Source organism: Bryobacter aggregatus MPL3 (genome assembly GCF_000702445.1).
In the GTDB taxonomy this organism is placed as follows: Bacteria; Acidobacteriota; Terriglobia; order Bryobacterales; family Bryobacteraceae; genus Bryobacter; species Bryobacter aggregatus.
In genome coordinates this window covers 1323703-1344864 of the sequence record NZ_JNIF01000004.1, presented here as the reverse complement: position 1 = coordinate 1344864, position 21162 = coordinate 1323703, and the positions used below count along the sequence as shown (strand labels likewise).

General features: G+C 56.3%; 22 protein-coding genes. 9 read left to right on the top strand and 13 right to left on the bottom strand.

All coding sequences use genetic code 11. From position 1 onward, the window contains the following. Window positions 1–140 precede the first annotated feature (140 nt). From pglZ to M017_RS0125530, 4 genes are all read left to right on the top strand, one after another. Window positions 141–2480, top strand: a complete 2340-nt coding sequence (pglZ, locus tag M017_RS0125550) for a BREX-1 system phosphatase PglZ type B (RefSeq protein WP_031501096.1) — start codon at window positions 141–143, stop codon at window positions 2478–2480. Beyond that, window positions 2477–4531 (top strand): BREX system Lon protease-like protein BrxL, encoded by a 2055-nt coding sequence (gene brxL, locus M017_RS0125545; RefSeq protein WP_031501095.1) that lies wholly within the window; start codon window positions 2477–2479, stop codon window positions 4529–4531. The genes pglZ and brxL overlap by 4 nt, the downstream gene beginning before the upstream one ends. 380 nt (window positions 4532–4911) lie before the next feature. Further along, window positions 4912–5502, top strand: a complete 591-nt coding sequence (locus M017_RS0125535; protein WP_031501093.1) for a hypothetical protein — start codon at window positions 4912–4914, stop codon at window positions 5500–5502. Between the two features lies 1 nt (window position 5503). After that, complete coding sequence (locus M017_RS0125530) at window positions 5504–6298, top strand: hypothetical protein (RefSeq protein ID WP_031501092.1); 795 nt, start codon at window positions 5504–5506, stop codon at window positions 6296–6298. 796 nt (window positions 6299–7094) lie between these two features. Here M017_RS0125530 and M017_RS0125525 read toward each other — a convergent pair. The 9 genes from M017_RS0125525 to M017_RS0125485 are packed head-to-tail and all read right to left on the bottom strand — an operon-like array spanning window position 7095 to window position 13863. Then, the gene (locus M017_RS0125525) at window positions 7095–7616 is read right to left on the bottom strand and encodes a peroxiredoxin (RefSeq protein ID WP_031501091.1); all 522 of its coding nucleotides are present in this window, start codon (window positions 7614–7616) and stop codon (window positions 7095–7097) included. Then, window positions 7613–8056 (bottom strand): SRPBCC family protein, encoded by a 444-nt coding sequence (locus M017_RS0125520; RefSeq protein WP_031501090.1) that lies wholly within the window; start codon window positions 8054–8056, stop codon window positions 7613–7615. Before M017_RS0125520 ends, M017_RS0125525 begins: the two co-directional genes overlap by 4 nt. A 4-nt stretch (window positions 8057–8060) precedes the next feature. Beyond that, window positions 8061–9422 carry an SDR family oxidoreductase gene (locus M017_RS0125515; RefSeq protein ID WP_031501089.1) on the bottom strand — a complete coding sequence of 454 codons (1362 nt, stop codon included), beginning with the start codon at window positions 9420–9422 and terminating at the stop codon, window positions 8061–8063. Continuing rightward, a complete protein-coding gene (locus tag M017_RS0125510) occupies window positions 9410–9922 on the bottom strand; it encodes an SRPBCC family protein (RefSeq protein WP_051670872.1) in 513 nt (170 codons plus the stop codon). Before M017_RS0125510 ends, M017_RS0125515 begins: the two co-directional genes overlap by 13 nt. Continuing rightward, the gene (locus M017_RS28360; protein ID WP_051670871.1) at window positions 9919–10734 is read right to left on the bottom strand and encodes an NAD-dependent epimerase/dehydratase family protein; all 816 of its coding nucleotides are present in this window, start codon (window positions 10732–10734) and stop codon (window positions 9919–9921) included. Before M017_RS28360 ends, M017_RS0125510 begins: the two co-directional genes overlap by 4 nt. 17 nt (window positions 10735–10751) lie before the next feature. Next, a complete protein-coding gene (locus M017_RS0125500; RefSeq protein ID WP_080508179.1) occupies window positions 10752–11840 on the bottom strand; it encodes an SAM-dependent methyltransferase in 1089 nt (362 codons plus the stop codon). Continuing rightward, complete coding sequence (locus tag M017_RS0125495) at window positions 11840–12643, bottom strand: DUF1295 domain-containing protein (protein ID WP_031501085.1); 804 nt, start codon at window positions 12641–12643, stop codon at window positions 11840–11842. The genes M017_RS0125500 and M017_RS0125495 overlap by 1 nt, the downstream gene beginning before the upstream one ends. Beyond that, window positions 12640–12966, bottom strand: a complete 327-nt coding sequence (locus M017_RS0125490) for a DUF1475 family protein (protein ID WP_031501084.1) — start codon at window positions 12964–12966, stop codon at window positions 12640–12642. The genes M017_RS0125495 and M017_RS0125490 overlap by 4 nt, the downstream gene beginning before the upstream one ends. Window positions 12967–12969: 3 nt before the next feature. Continuing rightward, window positions 12970–13863, bottom strand: coding sequence for a MerR family transcriptional regulator (locus tag M017_RS0125485; protein WP_080508178.1), 894 nt, complete (start codon window positions 13861–13863; stop codon window positions 12970–12972). A 94-nt stretch (window positions 13864–13957) separates the two neighbouring features. Between M017_RS0125485 and M017_RS0125480 the strand changes: the two genes are divergently transcribed. From M017_RS0125480 to M017_RS0125460, 5 genes are read left to right on the top strand one after another with little or no spacing between them, the layout of a single operon-like run. Further along, window positions 13958–14806 (top strand): fatty acid desaturase, encoded by an 849-nt coding sequence (locus M017_RS0125480; protein WP_035958842.1) that lies wholly within the window; start codon window positions 13958–13960, stop codon window positions 14804–14806. Window positions 14807–14816: 10 nt separating this feature from the next. Further along, window positions 14817–16064 carry an NAD(P)/FAD-dependent oxidoreductase gene (locus M017_RS0125475; RefSeq protein WP_031501081.1) on the top strand — a complete coding sequence of 416 codons (1248 nt, stop codon included), beginning with the start codon at window positions 14817–14819 and terminating at the stop codon, window positions 16062–16064. Then, window positions 16061–16846: a DUF1365 domain-containing protein gene (locus M017_RS0125470; RefSeq protein ID WP_051670870.1), complete on the top strand. Its 786-nt coding sequence runs from the start codon at window positions 16061–16063 to the stop codon at window positions 16844–16846. The genes M017_RS0125475 and M017_RS0125470 overlap by 4 nt, the downstream gene beginning before the upstream one ends. 2 nt (window positions 16847–16848) lie before the next feature. Continuing rightward, window positions 16849–18147 carry an SAM-dependent methyltransferase gene (locus M017_RS0125465; RefSeq protein WP_051670869.1) on the top strand — a complete coding sequence of 433 codons (1299 nt, stop codon included), beginning with the start codon at window positions 16849–16851 and terminating at the stop codon, window positions 18145–18147. Between the two features lie 35 nt (window positions 18148–18182). After that, window positions 18183–18686, top strand: a complete 504-nt coding sequence (locus M017_RS0125460; protein WP_031501078.1) for a hypothetical protein — start codon at window positions 18183–18185, stop codon at window positions 18684–18686. A 236-nt stretch (window positions 18687–18922) separates the two neighbouring features. On the opposite strand, the gene M017_RS0125455 is transcribed toward M017_RS0125460, so the two are convergent. From M017_RS0125455 to M017_RS0125445, 4 genes are read right to left on the bottom strand one after another with little or no spacing between them, the layout of a single operon-like run. After that, a complete protein-coding gene (locus M017_RS0125455) occupies window positions 18923–19267 on the bottom strand; it encodes a copper-binding protein (protein ID WP_080508176.1) in 345 nt (114 codons plus the stop codon). Further along, window positions 19268–19960 carry a superoxide dismutase gene (locus M017_RS0125450; RefSeq protein ID WP_080508175.1) on the bottom strand — a complete coding sequence of 231 codons (693 nt, stop codon included), beginning with the start codon at window positions 19958–19960 and terminating at the stop codon, window positions 19268–19270. Further along, on the bottom strand, window positions 19957–20133 hold the full coding sequence (locus M017_RS30830) for a hypothetical protein (RefSeq protein ID WP_474939341.1): 177 nt from the start codon (window positions 20131–20133) through the stop codon (window positions 19957–19959). Before M017_RS30830 ends, M017_RS0125450 begins: the two co-directional genes overlap by 4 nt. Further along, on the bottom strand, window positions 20133–20729 hold the full coding sequence (locus tag M017_RS0125445; RefSeq protein WP_031501075.1) for a carboxypeptidase-like regulatory domain-containing protein: 597 nt from the start codon (window positions 20727–20729) through the stop codon (window positions 20133–20135). The genes M017_RS30830 and M017_RS0125445 overlap by 1 nt, the downstream gene beginning before the upstream one ends. Between the last annotated feature and the right edge of the window lie 433 nt (window positions 20730–21162).

Genomic DNA, 21162 nt, shown 5'->3' with positions numbered 1-21162 from the left:
ACCATGATGGGTCAGCGGGGTGAGGGTGCATCGATTACGCCGACCTGCACCAAGAAACTGAGTGGACAACACGCACTCTATGAAGTAACTAACCGGGAAGGACTTCGCTTGACTATTCCAGCTTCCTTCGAGAGTGGGCAATGGTAAAAAACCAAGCTTTGCTACTGGCGCAACGCCTGAAAGAGAGCTTGCGCGAGCGTGGCCGCGAATCGGGCGACAGCGGCAGACCTGTGGCAATTCTGTGGACTGACTTAACGGGTGAATGGACTACTCTCATAGGACCACTGCAGGCCGTATTGCCGGAATTGTTCGTGCTTGGCAAGTACGATCCAACTCAGCGCCGAGGCCCTGCAATTTGGTTGAAGTGTATCGTCGACCGCACAGTGCCAGAGGCACCAACTGCCGGAGTGGTCCCCGTGCTGTACCTGCCTCGCGTGAGCCGCCAGGAACTCCGCGCCGCCGGCGATTGCCCACCAGCTTTGCAGCCTCTGGTGGAACTCCAGTTCCGCGGGCGGGTCTGGCATCAGTCGAATGGGCACGATTGGACAGTGAGGGCCTTCCTTGTTTCCGATGAAGGTCTCGCGCTGGACGTTGCCGCTGATCGGCGGACCGAAGATGCTTTCCTCCGCGTGCTGCCCATCCTTGCTGAAACCGACGCTCGCACATTGAAGGGCCGCCGCTTGGATGCGGACGACTTCGACAAGCTCTCCGTGCAGGACCCCGTTCGCGATCTGCTGTTGTGGCTCAACAATGCAGAGGCGTTCGAGGCAACGGCAAAAGGCAGCCGATGGGAGTCTTTCCGGGGCCTCTGCCAATCAGAGTTTGGCTTCGATCCGGATCGAGTGCCAGCGGCCGAGGTCGCAGGTTTGCTGATTCGTGCTGAGTTGGGTCTGGACCGAGTGTGGAGCCGCTTCGCCGAGTCTCCGCAGCTCTATCCTGGCGTGGCAAAGTTGCTGAAGGAACCTGTGGGCGCGGGCCAGGGTCTCCTCGTTCTCGATCCGTCCCGGGATCCCCGCATCAATGAGCGTGACGAGACAGAGCTTCGTCAGGACCTTCAAACGACAGCGGGCCTACCCCAAGCCCAGGCGTGCGCTAAGGTTTTGGAGTTGGAAGGCCGGCACGCCGTTCGCCGTGACTGGGTGTGGGCTCGAACCGACATGAGCCCCTGGGCAGTAGCACTCCGCCCTTTGGCGCGCCTGGCTCAAGCCGCTCGGAAGCCGGTGGGAGGAGCGACCCTGTCTGCGGCCGCCGCGGAATACGCCAGCAGCGGCTGGGAGTGTGATGCCGCCGCCATGGAGGCATTGGGGCGATTCCGGAATGGACCGGATGCTGCGCTTCTGGTGAAGGTAGTTCGTGCGCTCTATGAGCCATGGCTGGACGGCTCCGCTCGGCATTTTCAGGTTTTGGTGGCAAAGGAGCCCAGCGAAGCGCGAAAGGGCGTTTTCCAGCCCGCCGCTGAGAAGGACACCTGCCTTTTGTTTGTGGATGGCTTGCGGTTTGACTTAGCCGGCAAGCTGGCTGCCCGACTTGACGCACGTGGCTTTCGCGTATCGATGACCCATCGGTTGGCTCCGCTGCCAACCGTGACGCCGACTGCGAAGCTCGCAGCCACTCCAATCACAGATGGAATTAAGGGTGGAAACGGCGATGATTTTACACCGTTGATCCAGGCGAAATCCGGCTGGAAGCCTGTGATTGCACCGCTCCTGAGAGAGCGATTGGAGACCAGCGGCGTCGAGCTTCTGGACCCGAATGAAATCCGTATTCCAGCGGGCGGCGAAGGTGGAGGGTGGACCGAGTGCGGCAACGTTGACAGCATGGGCCACAGCCTCCAGGGCGAGTTGGTCCACCAACTGGATGTGGAAGTGGATCGTATCGCCGACCGGGCTTTTAGCTTGATCGACTCTGGCTGGCGCCGAGTACGCGTAGTCACGGATCACGGCTGGCTACTCCTGCCGGGGGGGCTACCTAAGGTGGAGCTTGCACCTTATCTTGCGGAAACCAAGTGGGCCCGCTGCGCCGTAGTAAAAGGCCAACCAGACCTGAACATCCCTGTCAGCCCGTGGTACTGGAATCCGGACGTTCAGATTGCCTCACCTCCAGGAATCGGGGCTTTCCGTGCCGGTGAGACTTACGCGCATGGCGGCATCAGTCCCCAGGAATGTGTCGTTCCAGAGTTGATCGTCGAGCGAGGCGCAAGCGCGACTTATGCATCGATCCAATCCGTCGAATGGCGGGGAATGCGCTGCCGGGTTCGTGTGGATTCCAATGACCCTAAAGTGCGCGTGGACCTGCGGAAGAGTTGGAAGCAGGAATCAACCAGTATTGCGGCAGCAACAAAGGAGATCGGTCCCGCCGGGGAAGTGAGCATGGCGGTGCCTGATGATGCCCATGAGGGCGCAGCTGCATTCGTAGTTCTTCTAGACCCGGAGGGGAAAGTGATTGCTAGCCAGACGACCTGTGTAGGAGAAAAACCATGAATGTAAGCATGGACAGCTTGGATAGACTAGCCGCCACGGCCTTTGACGGGTACCTGGTTCGGAAGGATCTCGTTCGCAAGTACTCGCGCCAATATCCGGTACCCACCTATGTGGTTGAGTTCCTGTTGGGTCGCTACTGCGCAAGCACCGATGAGAGCGAGATTGCAGAGGGCCTTGAGATCGTCGAAAAGCAACTGCGAGATCGGACGGTGCGGACAGGAGAAGAAGAACTCTTCAAGTCTCGGGCCAGAGATCAAGGTTCGGTCAAGTTGATCGATATCGTGCGCGCTCGACTGGACACGAAGAACGACTGCTATGTCGCGGAGTTGCCGAGTTTGGCACTCCGCGAAGTTCGAATCAACGACGATTTGGTTCGGGAGAATGAGCGGATGCTTACCGATGGATTCTACGCCGAGGTGACGCTCTCCTACGACGGCATCGTTGCCCAGGAGAACGGAGGTCGACCGTTCAGCATCGAGAGTCTACGCCCGATCCAGATGTCCAAATCCGATGTGCTGGATATCCTTTCGCGGGGCCGGGAAAAGTTCACCACCAAAGAATGGATCGATCTTCTGATCCGCTCCGTTGGATTGGAGCCCTCTTCACTGGATGAGCGGGCGAAGCGCGTGGTTTTCCTTCGCATGGTGTCGTTCGTCGAGCGCAACTACAACTTGGTGGAACTTGGACCCCGCGGAACCGGCAAGAGCCACATCTTTCAACAAATCTCTCCTTACGCCCACTTGATTTCCGGAGGGAAGGCGACCGTTGCCAAGATGTTCGTGAACAACGCCACTGGCCAGCGTGGCCTGGTCTGTCAATACGATGTGGTCTGTTTCGATGAGGTCTCTGGAATCTCCTTCGACCAGAAGGATGGAGTCAACATCATGAAGGGCTACATGGCTTCCGGCCAGTTCAGCCGAGGCAAGGAGAACATCCGCGCCGAGGGTGGTCTGGTGATGGTGGGAAACTTCGATGTCGACGTCGAACAGCAGCAACGCGTGGGGCACCTGTTGAGCCCCCTGCCGCCTGAGATGCGGAATGACACCGCATTCATGGATCGCCTTCATGCCTTCGCGCCCGGGTGGGATTTCCCCAAGCTTTCACCCGCCGAGCATCTCACCGATCACTTTGGACTCGTCAGCGACTTCCTTTCGGAATGCTGGAGCAAGCTCCGGGCTGGCAGCCGTGTCAACGTGATGCAAGGCCGCGTCTTCTTGGGCGGGGCATTGAGTGGACGCGACATTGAGGCGGTAAACAAAACGATCAGCGGACTGGTGAAGCTACTCTACCCCAAGCCGGAAATGCCCGTTGCTGATGAAGATCTGGAGTGGATTGTCCGTTTAGCACTGGAGTCTCGGCGGCGGATCAAAGAGCAACAGAAGCGCTGTTTCAAGAGCGAGTTCCGGAATACGCACTTCAGCTTCACCATGGGCCTTGACGGGTTGGAGCAATTCGTCTCGACGCCTGAGCTGCACAGCGATGAGGCCATCGAATCCGATCCCCTACCGCCCGGCCAAGTCTGGGCGGCCAGTACGGGGACGCCGGAAGCCGGTGCTGGGCTTTACCGATTGGAAGTTACATCAGGCCCAGGGAGTGGAGTGAAGATTCTGAACCAGCCACCGGCGCCCTCCTTTCGAGAGAGCGTCAAAGTGGGCGAACAGAATCTGTACATCCGCGCGAAGGAATTGGTGGGAGATCGCGACCCGCGCGAACACGAATTCTCGATCCAGATGCGGGCTATGGACGCTGACAGATCGGGAAGTGGGTTGAGCCTCGCAGTCTTGGTAGCACTCTGCGGATCACTCCTCGGCAAGAACACCCGCGGAGGAACGATCATTGTCGGCTCGCTAAACCTGGGCGGCTCGATTGACATGATCCCAAACGCGATCCGAATAGCAGAGCTCGCCGTCGACAAACAAGCCCAGACACTGCTGATGCCCGTGGCCGCTCGCCGACAACTCAACGACTTGCCTGACGATCTCTGGACCCGGATCAGCATTGAGTTCTATAAGGACGCCGCTGACGCGGTGTTCAAGGCGCTGGTGGAGTAGATCGGTGCGCTGGCCTTCGTTGGAAGGGTGAAGTCCTATCCGCAGTCGTTGGAATTGAGTAGTTAGGTTTAGAGCGAATCTCAAAGGAGTCTTAGACGATGAATTGTCCGAATTGCGCAGAGCCGCTCGCTGAACGCGGTGTTTTTTGCAAGGTGTGCGCCAGCCAGGCGCGATGCATGAAGTGCAGGGAACTTTTGGAGACTGGCGCAAAAGCCTGCGTGGAGTGCGGCACTCGCACAGGCCAACCAGTTGAGCCTGCAAACGGATCGACTACGCCACACATTGCACGATCATCTGAACTTCCGCCAAACAGAAACACTCTCAGCTATGAGGAAGACCGCAATAGTAGAAGGTTTGAGGCCTCGCTGACGGATTCAGCAATGCAGGGCCTTGGCGAAGTTTTTGGAGAACTCTTTGCGCAGCGTGGCGTTGGCCGCACAATTACGCAACCGCAGTTGCGTACTGTCCTGAGAGAAGATGGTCTTGACACTGGATTGAAGCAGCTGCCGCCACCCCCGCCCGTAAGTGAGGTCCACGAAGAGCCACCACAGAAGCCCACTGTTCAAGAGCATCATGAGGCCAAACCGATTCTCAAGCTCTTCCAAATCAGCGATGATGCAATTGAGCTTATTGACAATCGATTAAAAGCAACATCGGCGGCGGACTATTACAGGCGGTTGACGTATCTCTTCGTTTACGCGCAAGAGTTGCTTTTGGGACGGTCCTCGACACCCAAAAGCGAACTGCTCACTGTTCTCAAAGAAGCCAAGGTCTACGACGCGAATTGTCGATTCTGGTTGAAACAGAAAAAAGGATTCACCGTTGACACTGAGGATCGAATGAAGCTGAACGCCGGAGCCAGAGAACAGGCAATTAAAGCGTTGGAAGAGGCACTCGATAACAACTTGCCGGACAAGTGGAATCCGGATACCAAGACAGCAAAGGCGCGCGCACCGAGGAAGAAGTCCTGAAATGCCGCTCTCCTCAGTACAATTAACCGCTGAGCTGGCGATGGTCGTTGATCCTAACTTCGCCAGCGCAATCGTCGACAGCTACGTCGAGATGCAACAACGGTTCTTTGCCGGAGATTGGAAACCAGCAGAACTCGATGGTGGGCGACTCTGTGAGGCGATTTCACGCGCGCTATACCAATTAGATTCCGGAGTGACGACTCACTCTGAACTTCCGGGAAAGCTCTGCGATTGGCTCGAAGATTACAATAACAAGCGCAGCCACAATTTGGCAGATGGGGATCGTCGCCACTTCTGCAAAGCAATCCGCCTTGTCTACAAGCTTCGCTCGGACCGGGGACCAGTACATATATCGCCCGACTACACAGCAAATGAGATGGATTCCGTCTTGATGCTGCATGCCGGGAAATGGATGTTTGCGGAGTTTCTGCGGCTGGCTTGGAACAAAGACAGGAAGCTAATCGCAGAGACGATAGCCGACGTCATCCAACTTGAGCACTCACTCGTCCACGAGATCGACGGAACGCCGCTCATCCTCGACCACACCGTGAGCGCGCCGGAAGAGATTTTGCTGCTCATCAATCACGCAATCGGCCATAAACTCCAAAGGGAGGAACTGACGAGGCAAGCTAAAAACAATTCGAGCAGTTCCCTCGGTGTTGCCATTTCTCGACTGACCAAAAGCAATGAACTGCGCACGACGGGCGTGGTGGGAGAGTTGGCAATTACGCCAAAAGGCCAAAAAAGGGTGATCGAGAAAATTATTCCGAAGCTTAAGGCCAACAGGCTCCTTTGATGAACTCGAAGATGGCTATCGCTCCAGGCCGAAGAAGTGATCCAGGATTTTGTTATGGAGAGTGCAGTATTATGAGCGTCGGGCTCACTTCCTCAATCGATAGTAGCGATTGCGATGGCTTCGGGCTTCAGATCTCAACTTAGTGTGTAGGGACTTTTGTAGGGACACTCCCTCACAATCCCTACAAATCCTGCAATCGACTCCCGCCCAACTGTTACTGGGATGTCCCGCAAGTGCATGAAAAAGCTAAAGAAAGCGAAATCCTGAGCAATCCTGAAAGCTCAGCCCCCTCTGCTGTTAACCGAAGGGTTGTAGGTTCGAATCCTACCCGGGGAGCCAATTTCATTTTTTTCCTCACTTTTCCACCCCAAGTAGTTCCTCAGCAGTTTTTCCCCACAGTTCGTTGACGGTAAAGTTGTTTTCCTCAGGTCTGCCCTTCCGATTGTCTCCCCTTCTTCTTAACACGCCGAGGAAACCTTCCAACTTGTCCAACAGACGCTCAAGGACAAGATGCGAAACCCTCACGGCAACAGGTTCTGTAGCTGAAGGCGCTGCTCCGCGACATTTTGTAATGCCGGTGTGGTGGGTTGCCATGTCGCCGAGTTATTCATCGAGCAAGGCCCGGCGCTATCGCTACTCCGTATGCCTCCGCTCCGTGCAGAAGAAAATAGTCGAGGTCTGCACGAAGCAGGCGGTGTCAGCCCGGTCCTCGAAGAGGCATTGCTGCTGCACCGTGCCGCAGGAGTTCCAGGATGAAAGTTGTTTTGGCGCAAGGTACGCGAGCAATCCGGCAAAATTAGCGAGCCATTTTCGCCAGTGTCGCTAGGACTTCCACGCTATGCTGGCCAGGATCAACCCCGGTCCACACCTTGGCGATACGGCCTTCCGGATTTACAAGAAACGTGTTGCGGGACGATATCCTGTATCCGAGTAGATTTGTTAGCGACCCATACTGCCGCGAGACTGATTTTTCGGTGTCGGCCAATAGTTTGAACCTGAGGCCCTGCTTCGTACAGAACTCCTGATGGCTGCTTGTGGAATCCACACTCACCCCTAGAATCACCGCGCCATACTGTTCGTATTTGGCAAGATCACGCTGGAAATTGTGCGCTTCGATCGTACAGCCAGTTGTCCCGTCCTTGGGATAAAAGTATAGGATTACCCACTTTCCTCTGAAGTCATGCAGGCTAACCTTAGTGCCATCCTGGGAGGGCAGAGTGAAATCAGGGGCGAGTTGACCGGCTTGCGGTTGCGGTACCGCATCCACGGCAAATAAGCTCATGGCCAGAACTAAGACGCTCACCACGGAAGTTTTCATTTGGCTCCTTTCTCACAATAATGCCTGGTGATCTGATGGCGTTGGCGAAACATCTGATGGAGGCCGAATTGCACGGCCCATCCAAACAGGTGGTTCATCCATGGGCCTCCAGGCAGTCGATACTCAACGCGATCAGTTAGGCGCGTCACTCGGCCCACCGATTCAAATTCGTGCCGGTGAACCCATTTCGCAAACGGTCCTTGCACTTGTTCGTCGGTAAACAGGCGGTTCTTCTCATAAGCCGTGTGGAGAGCGGTCCACAGAAACGGTCCAATCTTAAGCTCCACTCTCGAACCAGGTTCGATGCTGCCGGTCTTTCGGAGCAGACGCAACGGGAGAAAGCGCGGACGCAAGAGTCGCAAGGCGTCTTCCCGTTCATGGAAGGCGAATACAGTTTCCACCGGCGCTTCGACAACGATGCTTCTGAGAAAAGTGGGCATGCGCTCAGCCGCTGCCTTGGACTTTGGCCGCAATGGCTTGAAGCATTCGGCCGAAAACGAACTGATGTAGCGGAAAGACGACGTACCAGTATGCGCGTCCCAGTAGCCCTTTGGCATCGAACGTTGCTGTTTGCCGGATGGTGGAACCGGTGGCATCGGGCGTCACCTCGAACTCCAGCCAGGCGTGACCTGGAAGCTTCATCTCCGCCGATAGACGTAGACGGTGATCGGGCTCCATCGCTTCCACGCGCCAGAAGTCGAGGGGGTCGCCAACGCGAAGAGTATCCGGATCCCGGCGACCGCAGCGAAATCCGACGCCGCCGACGAGCCGATCCATCAACCCGCGAAGCTGCCATAGCCAGTTCGCGTGGTACCAGCCATTCGTGCCGCCGATTCGTCGGATTGGAATGAAAGCATCCTGCGGAGAAGCACTCACATGGATCGTCCGAGAATCGGTCAGCAGATGCCGCTCATCCGTGTTGATGGCTGCCGAGATCGCTTCACGATATCCGCAAGGCCGAATCTGAAACTGTAGGAGAGCCGTTTGGTCTTCCACAATCGTGGCATGGCAGATACTATCGATCAATTTGCGGCCTACGCGCACATAGAGAGGAGTGAACAGACCGAGCCAAAGGCTAGACAAACGCGGTGTCAGCAATGGGACTGAGATCAAGAGACGTTTTAGGCCCCGTTGCCTTGCATACTCCTTCATCAAGTCACGGTAGGACACTTGATCCGCACCACCGATCTCGAAGGTATTGTTGCCGCTGAGTGGCAGTTCCAAGGATGCGAGCAGGTAGGAAAGGAGATCGGCAATCGCGATGGGTTGTGTGGCGACCGAAACCCAGCGTGGCGCAATCATGACCGGAAGCCGCTCCACCAGCGCCCGAATCATCTCAAAAGAGAGACTGCCGGACCCGATCACCACCGAGGCTCGGAACTCAATGACCGGCACGCCCGTCGATCGGAGAATCTCGCCCACTTCATGGCGGCTGCGCAGATGCGCGGAGAGCTTTTCTCCATTGTGCCCGAGCCCGCCGAGGTAGATGATCCGATGGACTCCTGCCTCCCGGGCAGCGGCGGCGAAGTGTTGTGCGGCTGCGCGATCCTGCTCCTCAAAGGATTCAGCCGAGCCCATCGAGTGCACCAGATAGTAGGCGGTGTCGACTCCCGTCATTGCGCTGCGCACGGATACGGCATCGAGAGCATCGCCCGCAACGATCTCAACACCGGAGAGCCCTTCGGATCTCAGAACTTCTGGCCGCCGTGCCATGCAGCGTACGGTGTATGCTGCGGCCAGAAGAGCTTTCAGTAACTCTCCACCCACATAACCAGTAGCTCCGGCAATGAGAATCAAAGGTTCCAAGCTGTAATCCTCAAATCGCCGGGCCCGATGCGCCCACGCTGTTCCTTGAACAACTCATGGATATGTTGGCGCCGGTAGTCGAAGATGCGCCGCAGGTCGCCGCGTACCTTTAACGCATGCACCATTCGACCCAGGATGCCCAAAGGCAGCCTGTAGCGAACGATATCGATCATCCTGGTCCGGCCCTTGTGCGCCTCAAAGCAGTGCGTGTGGTGCCACAGGCGGAATGGCCCCGATCTCTGCACGTCGACGAATCTATGAGGCGCGTCCCACTGGCGGATCTCGGTCGTCCAGTGAATCGGTATGCCATGCAATCGCAGACGGTAATAAACCTTCGTACCTTCCGAAATGAAGCCGGGATCCATTGCGAGAATGCGGAAGTGCAGCCAAGGCGGAGTGATCTCCTCCAGATTGCGGGCGTCGGAGAAAAAGTTGAACACCTCTTCAATGGCTCTCGGGATCCACTGCTCTCTTCGTAAAGTGTGAAACTTGACACTCATGATGATTGATATCTGGAGCCAACCAGTGCGGTCTCGGCGGAGAGAGCCGCAGCTATGCCGACACGGTAAGAAGGGTAAGTGAGTGTGATTCCAAGAGCCCGTCGAATCGCGGAGCCGTCGACGCGACGGTTGTGTGCAAATCGCAGCGCCGGGTCGGCTTGCTTTTGACCAATGTTTGTAACTGGAACATTCAGCAGTGACGCGCAAAACTCCGCTATGTCGCGCGAGCTAGAGGGCTCTTCGTCGGCGACGGGATAGGCTCCGCTGATGGTGGAAAGCAGCGCAGCCTCCACATGAGCCGCAAGATCATCCACATGGATCCGGCTCACAAACTTTTCGCTGAGACTGTGCATGCCGCGCCGGATCGACTCCTGCACCCCACGTCCTGGTCCATAGATCGCGGCGGGGCGTAGAATCAGCGCCGACCAAGGTCCTTCCGCGATAGCCCGTTCTGCTTCCAGGCGTGCTCTCGCCCGTTCCGAGTTCTCGTGTACCGGCGTGCTCTCGTTGACGATACTGGCCGCTCCATAGACTGTGGTTGAGGAAAGGTATACCAGCCGTCGCGCCTGACTCCGCAGCGGATCGAGCAGTTCTCGCGGGCCGCCGGGCGGGATGGAATGAAGAACCAGCATCCCTTTACGAACGTGCTTGACCAGGTCTCCTGTACCGATCACCTCAACGCCCAGACCGGCGAGTCGCTGGGGATCGCGAGTGGTCGCAGTCACGCGGGCTCCCATCGCCAGAAAGCGCCTCGCCACGCGCTGGCCTGTATAGCCGCAACCGAGGATCAGGATGTCTAATGTCTTTCCCATTTGCCTCGTGCGCCGGATCAGGCCGGCGCCTGTGCTTTCTCGAACAGGTAGTGCGACACGAGCCACTCCGCGCCGCGGCGACTGCCCCACAGTTCGGCGCAGGCCATAAAAAAAATACGCCAACGGACGAACCACTTCAACGCCTCGTTCTGGCCATAAATGCCAATGAACAATTTCAGCAACGGATCTCGATGCTGATCCATGTTGAGGAGCCACGCTTCGGCCGTCTTCCGGTAGTGTTGGCCGTTCACCACCCAGTGATTGCGGATCTTGACGTCGTTCTGGAAATATAGCAGCAGGTCGTCGCTGGGCATCTGGCCGCCCGTGAAAAAATGCTGAGCCATCCAATCGCTCGAATCCCGGATCTCAAAGGGGTAGGCGAATCGACGATGGGTGAATATGTGAACGAACAATAAGCCCTCGGGATTCATCCACGAAGCAACTTTTTGAAGGAGGCTCTCGTAGTTCCGTACGTGCTCCAGCATCTCGACAGACACAATTCGATCGAAACACTGCCCCGCTTGGAAATCGTTGATGTCGGCTGTGACGATGCGGAGGTTGGTCAGGCCACGTTTGAGAGCCTGGTTCTCGATGTACTGGCGTTGGGAGTGTGAGTTCGATACACCCACCACGGTACTGTTTGGGAAGCGCGCGGCAGCATAGAGCGAGAAGGCGCCCCATCCGCACCCGAGATCGAGGATGGAATGTCCGTCTTCGATCTGGGCGCGCTCTGCAGAGAGGTCGAGCATGCGGCGCTCCGCTGTATTGAGCGAATCGCCCTCCTGCCAGTAGCAGCAACTGTATTTACGATGACTGCCCAGAACGGAGGCAAAAAACTCTGCTGGAACCTCGTAGTGTTGCTGATTGGCCTTACGCGTATCGATGGCGATCGGACTCGCTTTCAGTTGCTGGACATAACTTGTCAGGTGAGCAAGCTGCTTTTCCGGATCGCCCTTGTCTTCGTAGCGAAGGCGCTGTCCAATAAGACGCCGGATTCCGGCTCGTAAAGCCCAATCCGGCACAAGATCGCGCTCGATCAGCGCTTCGTACCAGGCTGCCTTCGGTTGCTGATGGCTTTGTTCGGCCGTGAGTGTGGAGCTTTCCATTATGCCTTCTCCTGAAGAATTGCCTTCGGGAACCAGGGGACAAAGGCGCTGGTGGTTTGTTGGTAGCGGCGGTATTCTTCGCCTCGTGTGCGGATGGCCTGGGCTTCTGTCGCCGGGATCCCGGTGACTCGGAGCACGAAGTATAAAATGAGCGTAGGGGCGAGTAGTCCCCAGAGCCCTCCGGGGGAACCGAGGGCAAACATGGCGAAGGCCACCCAGATCAGCCATTCAAAGAAATAGTTCGGGTGGCGCGAGTAGCGCCACAATCCCGTTTGGCAGGTGTGGCCTTGATTGGATCGGTCGGATTTGAATTTGCTGAGTTGCGCATCGGCAGCGGTCTCGCCAGCCATCGCCAGAATCCAGAGACCGACGGCGGTCCACTCGAGCCAGGAAATTCTAGGGTCGGGGTTACGCGCGGCCAGAAGAAATGGTGTTGCAAGCACGAGGCCCAGCAGCGCCTGGAATTCGAAGAACAAAAGAAACTTGAAGGGGATATTTGTCTTCCACTGCTTTCGCAGTTCCTGATAACGTCCCTCCTCCGGATGTCCGATAATGCGTGTGGCGAGAAGGTAAATCGCCAGCCGGAGTCCCCAGATGACCGACATCGAGCCAATCATTGCGGCACGGAGCCAATATCCGCCGCCCCATACCGCGTAGAGTGCTCCAAGCAGCGCGAGTCCTCCCGCCCAACCAGCGTCGACAATCGCCGCGTTGCCGGTGTGCAAATGGATCAGCCACAACAGCAGCATGAAAACAGCTACACTCGCGGCGCCAAGGAGCACAAGAGTGAGTTCTGGATTCATCGCTGAAGTAGAGCCTCGACGGATTGATCCGGTTTCAGGCGGAAGAGCTGAATGAGTACGTAGAGCGACATCGCGATGTTTCCCAAGCAAAGGATCAGGATCAGCCACAAGGCACGCGACCAGAAGGTGCGTTCTTTGTAAGCCACCCATACCCAGAAGGTGATGAAGCCGAAATAAGCGTCGTAGAGCGTTGCGACGGCCCAGGGATTGGCGGCATAGGAGTCCCAAGCGCTCCAGATACTAACCGCCAGACTCGTGCGAATTGTGAGCACTGTCATCCAGAGGAAAATCGTCGCGAATAGAACCTTAAGCGCCGTCTTCATAAGTTAGTTTCTCCAGCGGCGGCACTCGGTCTCGAGAGCCGGAAGATCCTTTATCCGAATCGTACTGTGTCCGAGAAGAGTAAGATCCAGATCGGCGCTACCCTCGCCGCCGACCCAGAGTTCCGCGCCCTCCGGCATCGCTGCCGCGAGGGCATTCAGTTCCTCCTGCGTCGTCTTGGACCAGAATGTAATGCTCAGCGCAACCACCTTTGCTGATGTCCTTCGCGCGGCATCCGCAATCTCCCGTGCTGGCAGGTTCGGGCCCAGGTAGACCGGATCCACTCCCGCTAAAGAGGCCAGCATCGCGGCTGCAAGGATGCCGAATTCGTGCGATTCACCGGCGGGTGTTGACAGAACCATCGTCATCGCCGGATTCAGTGGCCGAAACAGGCGCATCATGTTGCCCAGGAGCGTCCGCAGCATCTGCGAGACCAAATGCTCTTGGGCGATGGCGAGAGTGCCGTTATGCCACCGGATTCCCACTTCGCGCATCAGTGGAACCACAACTTGGTAGACCAAATCGCGGGGGCTAAGAGCGGCCGCCAAACGACTGAGTTCGTCACTCGCACGAAGGGTGTCGAAATTCTCGATTGCCGCTAGCATCGGATCCAGCATGTCCGCCGGTGGTGTCGGCACGGAGACAGATTGGCTGTGCTGCCTAGACAGAAGAACTCGTAGTTCTTCGTCGGACCGTGACGCAATCCCGCCGATCGCGTGCCCCCTTTGCACCAACTGATTCAGCAACAGAAGGCGCTCAATATGCTCTGGGCCGTATAGGCGTCCCCTTTCGGAGCGCTCCGGTACGACTGCTTGATAGCGGCGCTCCCAGGCGCGCAGCGTGTCCGGGCTAAGTCCGGCAATTTTCGCCACGGCTCGAATTGGGTAGCGGGTTTTCATCCGCCTTGAATATAGCGAGACTCGATTCCAGTGTCAATGATTTGTCCTGGACAGATCATTGACACAATCCCAAGCCTCCGATAATATTTAGGCTGTGAGCTTCGTGCCCAAGCCGAAATACCAATTCGGGGCGGTCCTGTTCTTCCTGCTACTTCATGTCGGCGTGGTTGCCGTGTGGTGGACCCGGCCCACAAGGTCTCTCCTGGCTTGGCTCGCGGCAAGCTACTCAATCCGCATGTTTGGAGTAACGGCAGGCTATCACCGGTACTTCGGACATCGGAGCTACAAGCTTGGCCGCTTTGGGCAATTCGTGATGGCCTTCCTCGCGCAGAGTTCGGCTCAAAAAGGAGTCTTGTGGTGGGCGGCGCATCATCGCCTGCATCATCGGGAGTCGGATCGGGAGCGGGATGTCCACTCGCCCACACGTCGCGGTTTCTGGTGGGCGCATGTGGGCTGGGTGATTTCGAATGATTTTGACAAATACGATCCACGATTGGTATCTGAATTTCTCCGGTTTCCGGAAATCCTTTGGCTTGACCGTCACCATTGGGTTCCGACAGTAACATTTGGTGCGATCGTGGCTCTGATCGGTGGCTGGCCGGCATTTGTGTGGGGGTACGTGGTTGCGACCGTGGTGCTCTACCATTGCACTTTCGCCATTAACTCGCTGGCGCATCTATGGGGTATGCGCCGCTTCGATACTCCGGATGAAAGTCGAAACAACTTTTGGCTGGCGCTCCTCACATTCGGCGAGGGTTGGCATAACAATCACCATTACTCTCCTGGAAGCTGCCGCCAAGGAGAGCGTTGGTGGGAACTCGACATTACCTACTTGGTCCTAAAAGCTCTGAGTTGGTTCGGTATTGTGCAAAGCTTGCGGCCGTTCCGCCGAGTACTTCCGGTTGCAGACTTGGCTAATGAGTCGGCGAAGGTGGCGATTTGAAGGTGAGATTGTGAAGCGCATCGCGGTGGTCGGCTCTGGCATATCGGGATTATCGGCAGCGTATTATTTGAGCCGCCGGCACGAGGTATATGTGTTTGAACGCGAGAATCGCCTGGGAGGCCACACACACACCGTAATGGTGGAATCTGACCATGGACCCATTCCAGTAGATACAGGTTTCATTGTTCATAACGACCGGACCTATCCAAATTTCTGCCGGCTGATGGCGGAGTTGGGCGTTGAGACTCAGCCAAGTGATATGTCGTTCGCGGTAACGGGACACGACGGAGCGTTTGAATATTCGAGTCACGGCTTGCGTGGCTTTTTCGCGCAGAAACGCAATTACTTCTCGCGAGACCATTACACGCTGCTGCGAGAGATTCTGCGTTTCAACCGCGAGGCGCCCAAGGTCCTCACCAATCCGACTAAGGAGGGTATGACGCTGAGTGATTTCCTCGACGCAGGGAAGTACTCTCCGGTTTTCGTGGATCGATATCTGATTCCGATGGCAGGCGCGGTCTGGTCTATGGCGCCCGAAGCAATGCCGATGTTTCCGGCGGTGACGTTGATTCGTTTCATGCAAAATCACGGCATGCTGGGGATCAACACTCACCCGAAATGGAAAGTGATTCGCGGCGGCAGCCATTCCTATCTTGCCCCGCTGACCGTGCCTTTCCGGCAGCGTATTAACCAGGCGGCGACGATCACTTCTATTGAGCGTTCCGATTTCGGGGTAACGTTGCGATTCCAACACCAGCCTGCCAAGCAGTTCGACGAGGTGATTTTCGCTTGCCACGGGGATCAGATCCTACCGCTCTTGGCACAGCCAACCGAGGTGGAGCGCGAAGTCCTGAGTTGTTTCACCACAAGCCGGAACGAAACGTGCCTGCACACCGATTCCGCGCTACTGCCCAAGCGGGCCGCGGCCCGGGCTTCTTGGAATTATCTGTTGGGAGATTCGGGCAAGGTCACGATGACCTATCACATGAATCGGCTGCAGTCGCTGCGAACCTCAGAAGACTACTGCGTGACGTTGAATGCCAATGGATCCATCCACCCTGGACGGGTGCTTCGCAGGATGGTGTACGAGCATCCGCTCTACACAAGGACGGCGATTCGCGCACAAGAACGGTGGGCCGATATTAGCGGAAAGAATCACACGCACTTCTGTGGGGCGTATTGGTTTTACGGCTTCCACGAGGATGGTGTGCGGAGCGGCATGCGGGTGGCTGAAGCGTTAGGAGTGCCGTGCTTATGATTCCAGAACCCGGCATCTATACGGGCACGCTACGGCATCGCCGCTTCCATCCGTGTAAGCATGAGTTCAACTACAAGCTCTTCATGGTGTGGCTCGATATCGACCGCATTCCTGAACTGATGGCGAACTTGCCTTGGACCAGTTACAACCGCTTCAACTGGGCAAGCTTTGAGGAACGAGACCACTTTGGCGACCCCCGCCTCTCCCTGCGCGAGCGCGTGGAGCGAGATGCCCACGCGAACAAGGTCCCGTTACCTGAAGGTCCGATCTTTCTGCTCACTCACCTGCGCTATCTGGGTTATTGCTTCAATCCGATTTCGTTTTACTTCTGTTATGACAAGAGCGGTTCCCTCGATACCATTTTGGCCGAAGTGAACAGCACCTTCGGAGAGAGTCGTAACTATTGGCTTTGGCCTCAAAACCGGCAGGACTCGTCAAACTCATTGCATTACCGCTGCCCCAAGACCATGCACGTATCGCCGTTTATGGCTATGAATCTGGATTACGAGTTTGTTTTGACCAAGCCCGATCATCAGCTGGTGGCTCACATCAATACTATCGAGCGCGATCCGGCATCTGAATCACATCGACCTTTCTTTGATGCAACGCTCGCGCTTGAACGTGAGCCCTGGACCGCACGAAACCTTGGGCGGGTCCTGTTGAGGCATCCATGGATGACCGCCAAGCTCATCGGTGCGATTCACTGGGAGGCGCTGCGTCTTTTCTTAAAGCGAGTTCCTGTGTATACCCATCCGGCCCAGGAGGCAACGAAACGAATATGAGTATGAGTTTTGCGCGGAAAGCTGTATTGCGGATGCTGGAGAACGTGCGTCACGGCGAACTCGAGGTGATCTGCCCTGAACGGAACTACCGGTTTGGGGTAGCGAACTCCGGCTTGTCGGCCTCACTCTCTGTACACAATGAGCGTTTCTTTTCCCGAGTGCTCTGGGGGGGCGACGATGCGGCAGGAGATTCCTACATGGACGGGGACTGGTCTTCGCCGGATCCTGTTGCTGTGGTGCGCCTCGCCGCGCGTAATCTTGTAACGCTTGAGAGCGGAGCTCCGCTTATTTCGTTTGCCAACCGCCTTTTTCATCGGATACGCCATCGGATGAACCGCAATACGGTTGCAGGCAGCCGCCGTAATATTCAGGCGCACTATGATTTGAGCAACGACTTCTTCCGCCTGTTCCTGGATCGCAACATGGTCTATTCCAGTGCAGTCTACCGGCATGCCAACGATTCGCTCGAAGAAGCGCAGATCGAGAAGCTCGACCGCATCTGCCGTAAATTGCGTCTAGGACCGGAAGATCAGGTTCTGGAGATCGGTACCGGCTGGGGTGCATTTGCGCTGCACGCCTCTCGAAACTACGGTTGCCGCATCACCACTACCACCATCAGCCGGGAGCAGCATGACGAAGCCCGCCACCAATTCGCTCGGGCCGGAGAGGCGGGAGCGCGAATCAAGCTGCTGCTGGAGGATTATCGGAATCTGCAGGGTTCGTACAACAAACTGGTGAGCATTGAGATGTTCGAAGCGGTTGGCCTCGACTACTACGACGCTTTCTTCTCGACTTGTGATCGCCTCCTAACCCCGGACGGTTCCATGGTGATGCAGGCCATCACGATGAACGAACATCGCTTCGATGCTTATCGGAAACAGAGCGACTGGATCCAGCGGCGTATCTTCCCGGGCGCACAGTTGGCCTCGATTCGAGAGATTCTCCATTCCCTGGTGCGTTCGACGAAGCTTTCCATGTATCACGTTGAGGACATCGGACTGCACTACGCCTATACGCTGGCGGAGTGGCGGCGGCGATTCCACGAATCGAATAACAAAATTCGCGCCCTGGGCTTCGACGAAGCATTTTTCCGGATGTGGGACTACTATCTGGCCTATTGCGAGGGCGCCTTCCACGAACGGCATATTAGTGATGTCCAATTAATGCTCACCAAGAACGCGAATCCTGCAATTCTCCATGGCGAGCCGTGGCAACGGGGCAGGGCAATCGCAGTCCAGCCAACGACGGAGTTGACTGGAGACTTGGCGAAAACAAGTGAACGTACGAGGGTGGGAGTATGACTCGACACATTCTTTGTGTTGCACTAGTGACTATCATGGCTCCTTTCTCATCGGTGGCAAGCGACCTGACGGTTGGCGAGGAACTGCCCGAACTTCGAGGGGAGTATCTTAGCGGGAGAAAAGCATTCTTACCGAAAGATACCTCTGGCCGCGCAGCACTGTTGCTGTTCGGATTCACCTACCAGTCTCGATTTGCGGTAGAAGCATGGACCAAGCGTTTTCGCAAAGATTTTGAGAAGAATCCGCAAGTCACCTTCTACGAAATCCCAATGATCAGCGGCATGGCGCGCTTGGGAAAGTGGTTCATCGATGGCGGCATGCGGCGCGGGACTCCAAAAGCTGATTACGAGAATGTGATTACGGTTTACGGAGGCACGGAGCCTTGGAAGCAGCGGCTTGGGGTCAAGGGAGAGGACTCCGCCTATCTAGTTGTAATCGACCAAAAGGGAAAAGTCGCCTGGCGTCACTCTGGACTCTTCGACGAAACTTCTTATCAGTCTCTTGCAGTGCAAGTCCGGCAATTGGTTTCCGCACAATGACGGGCGATATTGCGTTCTCCAACGCTTTTTTACACGTTTGCGGCTATCTGATCCGCATAAATTAAGATCCGCCCGCTCTGATCCAGAAGCCCACTCGGCGCCTTGCGGTTTTTCCTCGAAGTTTCGAAAGACATTCTGGATTCTCGCTGAAGAGTGTCAACTCGAAATTGGCTATCGAGAGACATTAGCCCCAGTGCATCGATTTTTGACTGCTCTGACCGTTACTTCGAAAACTCCTACTCTTCCCGCGTCCGCACTTCCTCAATCCAGTATTCGAAATTAGAATCACGCGCGATAAGGGTCGCGGTGATTTTATTCCCTTTGGTCAGTTGGGCGAAGTCTTCCGGCTTGGGCACCGGAAACTCCATCGTCATTGGCTCCATCCAGATCTTGCCGGCATGATTGACAATTGCACTGTGCTTGATTGTCACGATCTTGGATGCTTCATCTCGACGAATCACCACACCTTCCAATTGGTACTTCTGAACAGAACCGTCATCTATGCCTCTCTCAAGTGTTGCGTTTTGGCGGCACCCCGCCAAAACGCAATAGAACGAGAGTAGGACGCGTCGTCGCGTCATCTATTTCGCGATCTCCTCGTAGCGCTGCGAAAGGAAGTCCCAGTTGATTACCTTGATGAGAGCGGCGAGATAGTCTGCGCGCCGGTTCTGGTACTTCAAGTAGTAGGCGTGTTCCCAGACGTCGATACCGAACAACGGCGTCTTGCCACTCATCCAAGGACTGTCTTGATTTGACGAGGTTTCCATCGCGAGCGCCTCTTTATCCTGCGGCAGGATCCACACCCAACCAGAGCCGAAGACCGTGAGGCCTGCGGCCCGCAATTTCTCCTCCAGCGCCGACTGGCTGCCAAAAGATCTCTCAATCGCTGCCTGCAAGCGCCCTTTCGGCCCGGCCTTGGGTTTGCCGAGAGTCTGCCAAAACAACGAATGGTTGAGATGTCCCCCGCCGTTGTTTCGGACTGCAGCGCGGATTGGTTCCGGTATGCTGACGAGGTTGGATACTAACTTCTCTACAGGCTTGGTGGTGAGCTCCGGATGAGTTGCCAGAGCCTTGTTCAAGTTGTCGACGTAGGCCTGATGATGTTTCCCGTGGTGGATCTCCATCGTCTTCGCGTCGATGAACGGTTCCAATGCGTCCACAGCGTAAGGCAGTTTGGGCAAGGTCACAACGCTCGGCAGAGCTTGCGCAAATGCCGGTAGTATCGTCGCGGTGGAAGCGCTCATGCGCATCATGGTTCTTCTAGTCATGCTCATTTTGTTCTCCTGAGAATCGGTTCAAGAATGTAATCAGCTCCGCGCTTTCGGACACCTGCTGTGAGCTTCATGCCGGGGCGCAGAGTGGAAAGAAACTGTTTGGCGGGTACGAGGAACTCCATTGCGTATGGAGGCTGCATGGCATTCATGAAGCCCGGCACCTCTTCGTGAATCAGCGAAACTGCGCCGTCCTCAGGGAAAATCTTGACGACTTCACCGCGTAAGACATATTTCGGTGGCGAGGTGGGGCGGTGACAGTCACTGGACGCCAGGGATCGCTGAAAGCCGGGTTGGCCAACATGCTGCGATCCGTCAGACTTCGGAGCAATGCCAGCATGTCCGCTTTTGCTCCTGCAGTCAGATCGAAGGCCTTCACGAACTCGCTCTTGTTTGGATTATCGAAGCCGATACCGGCATTTGGTCCGGTCTTAATGGTGCGACCACCGAAGCGATAATGTTCGATCGCGGCCTCCAGCGTGGCTACCGAACCGTCGTGCATGTCGGGCGCGGTGAGCGCGATGTTCCGCAGGGACGGGGCCTTGGAGGCGAAGCCGGGCGCCTTTACTTCTACAACATAGGACCCTGCTTCCAATCCGGGGACGAAGAAGGCGCCGGTGTCGTTGGAAGTTGTTTTGTGGACGGTTCCCCGTGTGCGTTCGAAGACCGAAATATTGGCGTTTTGCACCGAGCCGCCCGACGCATCGGAAATGTGGCCTTGGATTGCGGACTTAATATTCTGCGCCCAAAGTCCAGGCGCATTTCCCGCCATAAGGGCAGCGAGTAAAGCTATTGGGGCGCATTGTCTGATAGCTGGAATGAATCTACACGTCGAACTCTTTTTTTTTGAAAGCGATAAGGTTGCAGGTGAATGAAATACACCTATGGCATACATGCTTTGGAATCTCCTCAAAGTTGAAACAATCATCACCAGAGAGCTTCGCCAGCGAAGGCAAAGTTCCCGAACACGAACTACGCGAAACGTGCGGTGTCAAAAGGAGGAGGTCGCTGGAAGAGCGCGAAGCATAGGACCAGCGCACAGGCGATATGAAGGGGACTTGTGAGTTTGATCCCGATCACCAGAGTGGTGAACAGGTTCAGTGTCGAATTGGCGGCCAGCGTTAGCTGGAGGTTAGGAAGGGCAGGGGCCTGAGCACAATTGGGTGGACATGTTTTGGCTGATATGGCCCCGTCTTGCGACTGAG